The sequence below is a fragment of the Methylobacterium sp. WL12 genome, assembly GCF_008039475.1.
Taxonomy (GTDB): Bacteria; Pseudomonadota; Alphaproteobacteria; order Rhizobiales; family Beijerinckiaceae; genus Methylobacterium; species Methylobacterium cerastii.
On record NZ_VRUW01000139.1, the window covers coordinates 1 to 7426 of the forward strand.

Sequence of the window (7426 nt, forward strand, 5' to 3'; positions counted from 1 at the left end):
AAGAGGCATAGAAGATTTTGACGCATAAATAATTCTCGTATAATTATTATAGCCTACCCTATGGGAAGGCTTCACCCTCCAAGATCCGACGAGAGCTGAACCTGTTTATGCATCGCCATGAGGCTTTCAGTCGTGAACCGGTAACAGCTGGCCCGACTAAGGCGCAGTGTCGGCGTCGCGATCTCATTCAATCCCTTGAATGCAGCCGATCGTTATCGATGGGCATCATAACCGGATCCCGGCAGCCTTCCTGTGACGCGCAGAAAACTCATCCTCACGGGCAAGGCGGAAAGGTTTTATTTTTCCCACCCGAGGACAGAAAATGTCACTATCATTCCAGATGCGGGCAACGTGATACCGCGTTGAGCAGCCCTTAACTGCCTCTTGGATAAGGGTGGTTTGCAGGGCCTGGGGGAGAACGTGATCATGCACTGGGCTGCCGTCGGCCTTGCCGCCTATGCCATCGGCTTCCTCGAGTTCTGGCGCCTGTGTCAGGACGCGCCGTTGATGCACGACGAGCCCGTATCGAACGCTCCGTCACCGCACTAGGTCCCGTACCAACCCAGCAGCCAGATCAGTGCCCAGCCGATCGCGCCGATCCACCCGATGACGACCATCAGCACCATCAGCAGGATCAGGATCGAGCCGAAACGATCGAACAAACGCCGGCCGATCCCAACCTTCCGAACGGAAAGCGGCGGATCGCTTGTTTCGTTTTGCAATAAACTCACGGCTCAGCCCTCTGTTTCGGACTGAGTAGCAAGTGACGCTCCCAAATCGTTCCATCGCGAGCGCGATCGTCGCGTAGCGTTTACAACGCTCCCTGACCCAGGGTGTTTTCATAAAGACAGGTCTACAACTTACGGCGATCTCGTCGCCTTCAGCTTCAACTCTGCCGCCTCGTTGTCTTGGCCCTGTCCTTCAACCGTTCGACGCCGCTGCCCTGCCGCGATAAAGCGACCGAGGAACAGGCCGAGGGGAAGCGATACCGCAAACCAGCCGCCGAGAAGGCGCAAAAGCTTCCTCACGCGTCCTCCTATAAGGGAGTGCCACCGGACAACCTCGCTCCCGGCGGTGCCCATCATGTCAGGAAGGGCTCAAAAGCGCCGAATGCCGGTCGCAATACGCCGGGCAATCCAACCCGTGCTCCACTGCCAAACCCTGTCCGGCACCCCGTAGACGTGCTTTGCTACGGCGATGAGGCTCGCCAGCACCCAAAACACACCAGCCAAAGCGTGCAGCCATAGGCCAGGGGCCTCGTCAGGCTCGGCATAGTCGTACCAAAGCGGGTCGTTCTCGTCCAAAGCTGATCCCTCCGCAGCGCAAACCCAGCGTGCCGCGAGGGTCTTAGCAAATCATTTACCAACCCGCTTGTCACCCACCGTGCGTGGCAGGACAGCCCGTCTCAGGCGATCCCTACACACCATGATGGGGTGGATCAGGTTTCGTTGCGCATCGGGCGCATGAGCGCGCCGAGCAGGAAGGCCAGCTGCGCGCAGATCAGAAGCGTCAGGCCCCGGCGAACGCACGCCGCAGGGCTCAAGTGGAAGCTATACACCCCATAAGCCACCTCGAGGGCGACGATCGGGACGAACACCGCAGCCAGCCAGATCGAGCCAAATCGGCCCAACCCCAGGCCGAGCAGGGCATTCAGCAGCAAGGCCTTCATCAGCTGTCTCCGCCGGCTGCAGACAGCCAGGCCGGCGTCCTACCCTGCCCAGGATTGCGGCCGCAATGCCGCCCGTGCTGGAGGGATCAGCGACTGCCGCGTTGAGCCAGGACGGCCGGGATCGTGCGCAGCATGATGGCGATGTCGCGACCCAGCCCCCAATGCGTGGCGTAGTCGAGGTCCAGCGCCACCCGCTCGGCATACGAACAATCGCTGCGCCCCGACACCTGCCACAGACCCGTGACCCCAGGCGTGACCGAGAAGCAGGTGGCAAAAGCAGAGCCGTAGCGCTCGACCTCGGCCTGAACGATCGGACGGGGGCCAACCAGGCTCATCTCGCCCAGCAGTACGTTCACGAGCTGGGGCAGTTCGTCGAGGCTGGTCTTGCGCAGCACCAAGCCCAGCGGGGTCACGCGCGGATCGTTGGTGAGCTTGTGCGTCTCGTCCCATTCCCGCTGGGCCGCCGGATTGGCAGCCAGGTGGGCCCGCAGCACTGCATCACCGTCCGGAACCATCGAGCGGAACTTGAGGCACCCGAAACGGCGGCCCTTTCGCCCGATCCGCATGTGCCGGAAGATCGGAGCCTTGCCGTCCCCGGCCCAGACGAGCAAGCCAAGCAGCAGGAGCAACGGCAACAGGAGGAACAGCGCCGTGCCGGCCACGCCGATATCGAGGCTGCGCTTGCCCAGCCGTTCCAGACGCCGTGCCTTTCCGAGGGGAAGCACCGCCTGCGTCACCACCTCGCTCAGATGCTGCGGTGCAACGGCCGTGGAGGAAGATGGATGGCCGGCCTCACGCAGCATGGTCACTCTCCTGGGGCGCGCAGGTGCACAGGGTTAAAAGAACATTAATGCAAACTCCATACCGCGGCACTTGCCGCTACACAAGCGTGACCGTAAGAGATAAAACCCTTCGTATTCGTTCAAAATCTCATGTAAAGCCTCAAACGACTATAATATCGTATCATTAACATAGCTTATCATCCATGTAGAGCGCTACAATACGTCGTATGAACCAACGTAGAGCCATATAACAAATTAGTGAGGAGCTAAACGCGTGCTGATCGTTCTCTTGTGCGGCGCGATAAGTATGGCCGCGCTTGGGCTCTGGATCGGCCTGAGTTGGGGATGGGTCGGCGGAGTACTCGGTGCGCAACTCGGAGCCACCCTCGGCATCCTCCTCGCCGCAGCCCTCAAGCTGCGCCGCTAAAACTACCGAGACCTCAAAGAGCCCCGTAGAACTGGACGCACGTTAGCCAAACGTTGACCCTCAGCGCTGGAAAAGCTCGCACACAGGTCCGGTCCGTCCGTCAGGACCTCTGCGTTTAACCGCACGAGCAGGGATGGCGTGAGACGAAAGCGGGGCCGGCTGAACCCGCCGGCCTGGAGACGTCCGCCGTGACCCCGTCCGTCAGCCCTTCGGATGCCGAACCCCGTCGCATCCTGCACGTGTTCCGCGCGCCCGTCGGCGGCTTGTTCCGGCACGTGGTCGACCTCGCACGCCTCCAGGCCGCGGCCGGGCACCGCGTCGGGATCGTCTGCGACGCGACCACCGGCGGCGAGCGCGCCGTCCAGGCGCTCTCCGACCTCGCCCCCTGCCTCGCGCTCGGCGTCACCCGCATCCCGATGCGGCGCAACCCGCACACCTCCGACCTCGCCTGCCTGCGTGCGGTCGCGGCCCGCGCCGAGGCCGTCGCGGCCGACGTCCTGCACGGGCACGGCGCCAAGGGCGGCGCCTACGCCCGCCTCGCTGCCGTCCCCGGCCGCAGCGTGATCCGCGCCTACACCCCGCATGGCGGCAGCTACAATTACCGTCCCGGCAGCCCGCTGCACCGGCTCTATATGGGCGCCGAGAGCCTGCTCGCCCGCCGCACCGACGTGTTCCTGTTCGAGAGCGAGTTCGTCGCCGGGCGCCATCGCACCTATGTCGGCATCCACGGCCGCGTCAGCCGCATCGTCCACAACGGCCTGAGCGAGGCCGAGTTCGCACCCCTGACCCCGGCGGCCAACCCGTTCGACCTGCTCTATGTCGGCGAGCTGCGCGAGGCCAAGGGCCTGCCGATCCTGCTCCAGGCCCTGGCGCTCCTGCGCAAAGAGGGCCGGAGCGTACGCCTGCTGATGGTCGGGTCGGGTGCCGATGCCGGGCTGCTTCGGGCCAAGGCCGAAGCCCTGGGCCTTGCCGGCGCCATCGCCTTCGAGCCGGCCCAGGCCATCCGCTCGGTGCTGGCCCGCGGCCGGATCATGGTGGTGCCGTCCTTCGCCGAGTCCCTGCCCTACGTCGTGCTCGAGGCCGCCGCCGCCGCACAGCCCCTGGTCGCCACCGACGTGGGCGGCATCCCTGAGATCTTCGGCTCGGCCGCCGGAGACCTCGTCCCGCCCCGCGATCCGGTCGCGCTGCAGCGGGCGATCGCCCGCGTCCTCGACGAGGCGCCGGAGAGCTGCGCAGCCCGGTTCCGGGCCCTGAGCGACTCCGTGCGCCAGCGCTTCTCGATGGAGCGGATGGGCGCCGACGTGCTCTCGGGCTACGCTGCCGCCTTCCGTGCCCAACGCCAGGACGCCGCCGCCAAACCAGAACACAGCACAACGGCTCGAATGGTGGGAACTGAGCGATAAGCCCCCTCTTGTCGGCGATCTCCTCAAGCTCGCCGAACACGGCCGTGACTACGACTGTGGATACCGCTCAATCGAGCTGCACTGATCGATTGTAGAAGGTTCGTTATCTTACTTCTCACGCCACGCTTTGGCGATCTGATCGGTGAGGGGTTTGACGAGGTAGCTCAGGACGGAGCGTTCGCCGATCTGGAGGAAGGCCTCGACCGGCATGCCGGGCACAAGGCGGACGGCGCCGAGCCGCGCGCGCTGGTCCTCCGGGACGAGGATGCGGGCGGTGTAGTAGCTCTGGCCGGTCTTGGGATCGGTGGAGACGTCGGCCGAGACGCGGCTGACCGTGCCGTCGATCTCGGGCGTGGTGCGGCTGTTGAAGGCGGGGAAGCGCAGCACCGCATTCTGATCGTGGCGCACGCTGTCGATGTCCTGGGGCTGGATCCGGACCTCGACCGCGAGCTGGTCGGCCCAGGGCACGATCAGCATCGCCGGCTCCGACGGCGTCACCAGGCCGCCGACGGTGTGCACGCTCATCTGATGCACAGTGCCGTCCTGGGGGCTGCGCAGGTCGACGCGCTTGAGTTGGTCCTCCGCCGCCACCCGCTTCTCGCCGAATTCCGAGGCGCGCCCGCGGATCTCGGCCAAGTCCTTGCCCACCTCGGTGCGCAGATCGCCGTCGATCTGCAGGATCTGCAACTCGGTCTCGGTGATCTTGCCCTTCGCCGAGGCGGTCTGGGCGACGAGCTGCCCGCGCTCGCCCTGCAGGCGTGCGGTCTCGCGCTCCAGAGCGGTGACGCGCGTCAACGGCACGAGGTTCTTGCCGTAGAGCTCACGCACGCCCTTCAGCTCGGTGAGGATCAGCGCCGTCTCGCGCTCCTTGGCCGCCGCCTGCTGGGTCAGACCGTCGATCTCCTGGCGCAGTTGCGCGATGCGCTCAGAGAGCTGCGCCTTCTGCCCGGCGCGGGCCGCGTGGCGGGCTACAAACAGCCGGGTCTCGCCCTCGACGAGGCGCGCAACCGACGGGTCGGCGTCCTTGCGCCCCAGAAGCTCTGCCGGGAAGGCGATGGTCGCGGTGCCGTCGCGCTCGGCCTCCTCGCGGGCGCCGCGGGCGTTCAGCTCGTCCAGAGCCTTGAGCACGATGTCCAGGTTGGCCCGGGTCTGGGTCGCGTCCAGCCGAATCAGGACATCGCCGGCCTTGACCCGGTCGCCCTCGCGCACCAACAGCTGCCCGACTACGCCGCCGGTGGGGTGCTGCACCTTCTTGACGTCGGACGCGACTACGAGCTGGCCGGGGGCGATCACCGCGCCGGCGATCTCGGTGAGCGCGGCCCAGCCGCCGACGCCGACCACCAGCACGGTGCCGAGCGCCAAGCTCAGCGCCAGGTGGCGCCGGATCGAGGCCTGAGCACGTGGTCGCAGAATGGCTGGGGAGGGGACAGCTAAGGAGAACTCAGGAGTAGCTATGGAAGAACGCACGGGGATCACCGGAGCGGTCATGGTCAGGCATTTCCCTGTAGAGTTTGCTGCGATGAGCCAGCTTGGGAAGAGCTCTGCTGCAAGGAGTCTTGGGCAGGTAGCACAGCCGGATCGGGCGCCACGCGCAGGACGCGCTTGAACACCTCGTCCTTCGTGCCGAAGGCCTGGGCGCGGCCCTCAGCCATCATCAGCACGAGGTCCAGCGCCGCCAGCGCCGAGGGGCGGTGCGCCACGACGATGCAGATGCCGCCGCGCGCCCGCACCCCGAGGATCGCCCGCGTCAGCGCGTTCTCGCCCTCGGCGTCGAGGTTGGCGTTGGGCTCGTCGAGGATCACTAGGAACGGGTCCCGGTACAACGCCCGCGCCAGCCCGACGCGCTGGCGCTGCCCGGACGACAGCCCCGCCCCGCCCTCGCCGACCCGGGTGTCGTAGCCCTCGGGCAGGCGCAGCACCATCTCGTGAATGCCCGCCGCGTGCGCTGCCGCGATCACTGCCTCGGGGGCCGCGTCCGGATCGAAGCGGGCGATGTTTTCGCCGATCGTGCCGGCAAACAGCTCCGCCTCCTGCGGCAGGTAGCCGAGATGGGGACCGAGCTCTGCCGGGTCCCACTGGTCAAGGGCGGCCCCGTCGAGGCGCACCTTGCCGCGAGCGGGCGGCCACACGCCGATCAGCGCGCGCACCAGGCTCGACTTTCCAGACGCCGAGGGGCCGATCACCCCGAGGCCCTGTCCGGCACTGAGGGCGAAGCTGACCTCGCTGACCACCTCGCGCTGCACGCCCGGCGGGGCGATCGCGACCGCCTCAACCGACAGGGTTCTCGTGGGCGCCGGCAGGGCGTGGCGGGTAGGCTCGTGCGGGATGCGGGCGAGCAGGTCCGAGAGCCGGGCCCAGCTCTGACGCGCCTGGACGAAGCCCTTCCAGTTGGCGATAGCGAGCTCCGCAGGCGCCAGCGCCCGCGACACCAGGATCGAGCTCGCGATGATGATGCCGGCGGTGGCCTGACCCTGGATGACGAGCCAGGCGCCGAGCGCCAGCACACCCGATTGCAGCGCCATGCGGAACACCTTGGACACGGCGCCGAGGCCGCCTGCCATGTCCGCCGCGCGCTGCTGCGCATCCATGTAGTCGCGGTTGGCCAAGGCCCACCGCGTCCGGAAGCGTCCCTGCATGCCGAGCGCCGCAAGAACCTCGGCGTTGCGCCGCCCGGCCTCCGCCAGGCCGTTGCGGCGCTGACCGTGCCCGGTTGCGGCCTGGGCCGGCCTGCGGGTGGCGCGGTCGGTCAGCCAAGTGACGGCCGCGAGGAAGCCGGCGCCACCCAGCGCGGCGACCCCGATCAGGGGATGGAACAGGAAGCAGACGCAGAGATAGATCGGCAGCCACGGCAGGTCGAAGAACGCCGACGGGCCTGTGCCCGACAGGAACGCGCGGATCTGGTCCAGGTCGCGCAGCGGGAGCAAGCCGTCGCCGGGCAACGCGGCCTTGAGCGGCGCGCGCACCACGACGTCGAACACCCGCTCCGACAGCGCCTCGTCGAGCGCTGCCCCGATGCGGGCCAGGATGCGCGAGCGGATCGCCTCGAGCGCCCCCTGGAACGCGTACAGCGCCAGCGCCAGCGCCATCAGCCCGATCAGCGTCGGCACCGATCGGCTCGGGATCACCCGGTCGTAGACCTCCAGCA

8 protein-coding genes are annotated in these 7426 nt (G+C 66.9%); 3 read left to right on the forward strand and 5 right to left on the reverse strand.

Translation table 11 applies throughout. The annotated features are described in order from the left end of the window. Nucleotides 1-426 precede the first annotated feature (426 nt). Nucleotides 427-549 (forward strand): hypothetical protein, encoded by a 123-nt coding sequence (locus tag FV226_RS29035; RefSeq protein WP_281406059.1) that lies wholly within the window; start codon nucleotides 427-429, stop codon nucleotides 547-549. 548 nt (nucleotides 550-1097) lie between these two features. Here FV226_RS29035 and FV226_RS26220 read toward each other — a convergent pair. From FV226_RS26220 to FV226_RS26230, 3 genes are all read right to left on the reverse strand, one after another. Further along, nucleotides 1098-1304 (reverse strand): hypothetical protein, encoded by a 207-nt coding sequence (locus FV226_RS26220; RefSeq protein ID WP_147765228.1) that lies wholly within the window; start codon nucleotides 1302-1304, stop codon nucleotides 1098-1100. Between the two features lie 134 nt (nucleotides 1305-1438). Continuing rightward, on the reverse strand, nucleotides 1439-1669 hold the full coding sequence (locus FV226_RS26225) for a hypothetical protein (protein WP_147765229.1): 231 nt from the start codon (nucleotides 1667-1669) through the stop codon (nucleotides 1439-1441). A gap of 86 nt (nucleotides 1670-1755) precedes the next feature. Further along, complete coding sequence (locus FV226_RS26230; protein ID WP_147765230.1) at nucleotides 1756-2472, reverse strand: sugar transferase; 717 nt, start codon at nucleotides 2470-2472, stop codon at nucleotides 1756-1758. A 253-nt stretch (nucleotides 2473-2725) separates the two neighbouring features. Here FV226_RS26230 and FV226_RS28235 point away from each other — a divergent pair, with 253 nt between their 5' ends. Beyond that, the gene (locus FV226_RS28235) at nucleotides 2726-2878 is read left to right on the forward strand and encodes a hypothetical protein (protein ID WP_187278861.1); all 153 of its coding nucleotides are present in this window, start codon (nucleotides 2726-2728) and stop codon (nucleotides 2876-2878) included. A gap of 188 nt (nucleotides 2879-3066) precedes the next feature. Beyond that, nucleotides 3067-4281: a glycosyltransferase family 4 protein gene (locus tag FV226_RS26235; protein ID WP_147765231.1), complete on the forward strand. Its 1215-nt coding sequence runs from the start codon at nucleotides 3067-3069 to the stop codon at nucleotides 4279-4281. 108 nt (nucleotides 4282-4389) lie between these two features. Here the strand turns inward: FV226_RS26235 and FV226_RS26240 are convergent, their stop codons facing one another. Both FV226_RS26240 and FV226_RS26245 read right to left on the reverse strand, forming a co-directional pair. Then, nucleotides 4390-5769: an HlyD family type I secretion periplasmic adaptor subunit gene (locus FV226_RS26240; protein ID WP_147765232.1), complete on the reverse strand. Its 1380-nt coding sequence runs from the start codon at nucleotides 5767-5769 to the stop codon at nucleotides 4390-4392. Nucleotides 5770-5771: 2 nt separating this feature from the next. After that, nucleotides 5772-7424 carry a type I secretion system permease/ATPase gene (locus tag FV226_RS26245; protein WP_246691744.1) on the reverse strand — a complete coding sequence of 551 codons (1653 nt, stop codon included), beginning with the start codon at nucleotides 7422-7424 and terminating at the stop codon, nucleotides 5772-5774. Between the last annotated feature and the right edge of the window lie 2 nt (nucleotides 7425-7426).

Coding starts and splice junctions, on each gene's coding strand:
- FV226_RS29035 (WP_281406059.1), top strand. CDS start 427: ATGCACTGGGCTGCCGTCGGCCTTGCCGCCTATGCCATCGGCTTCCTC.
- FV226_RS26225 (WP_147765229.1), bottom strand. CDS start 1,669: ATGAAGGCCTTGCTGCTGAATGCCCTGCTCGGCCTGGGGTTGGGCCGA.
- FV226_RS26230 (WP_147765230.1), bottom strand. CDS start 2,472: ATGCTGCGTGAGGCCGGCCATCCATCTTCCTCCACGGCCGTTGCACCG.
- FV226_RS26240 (WP_147765232.1), bottom strand. CDS start 5,769: ATGACCGCTCCGGTGATCCCCGTGCGTTCTTCCATAGCTACTCCTGAG.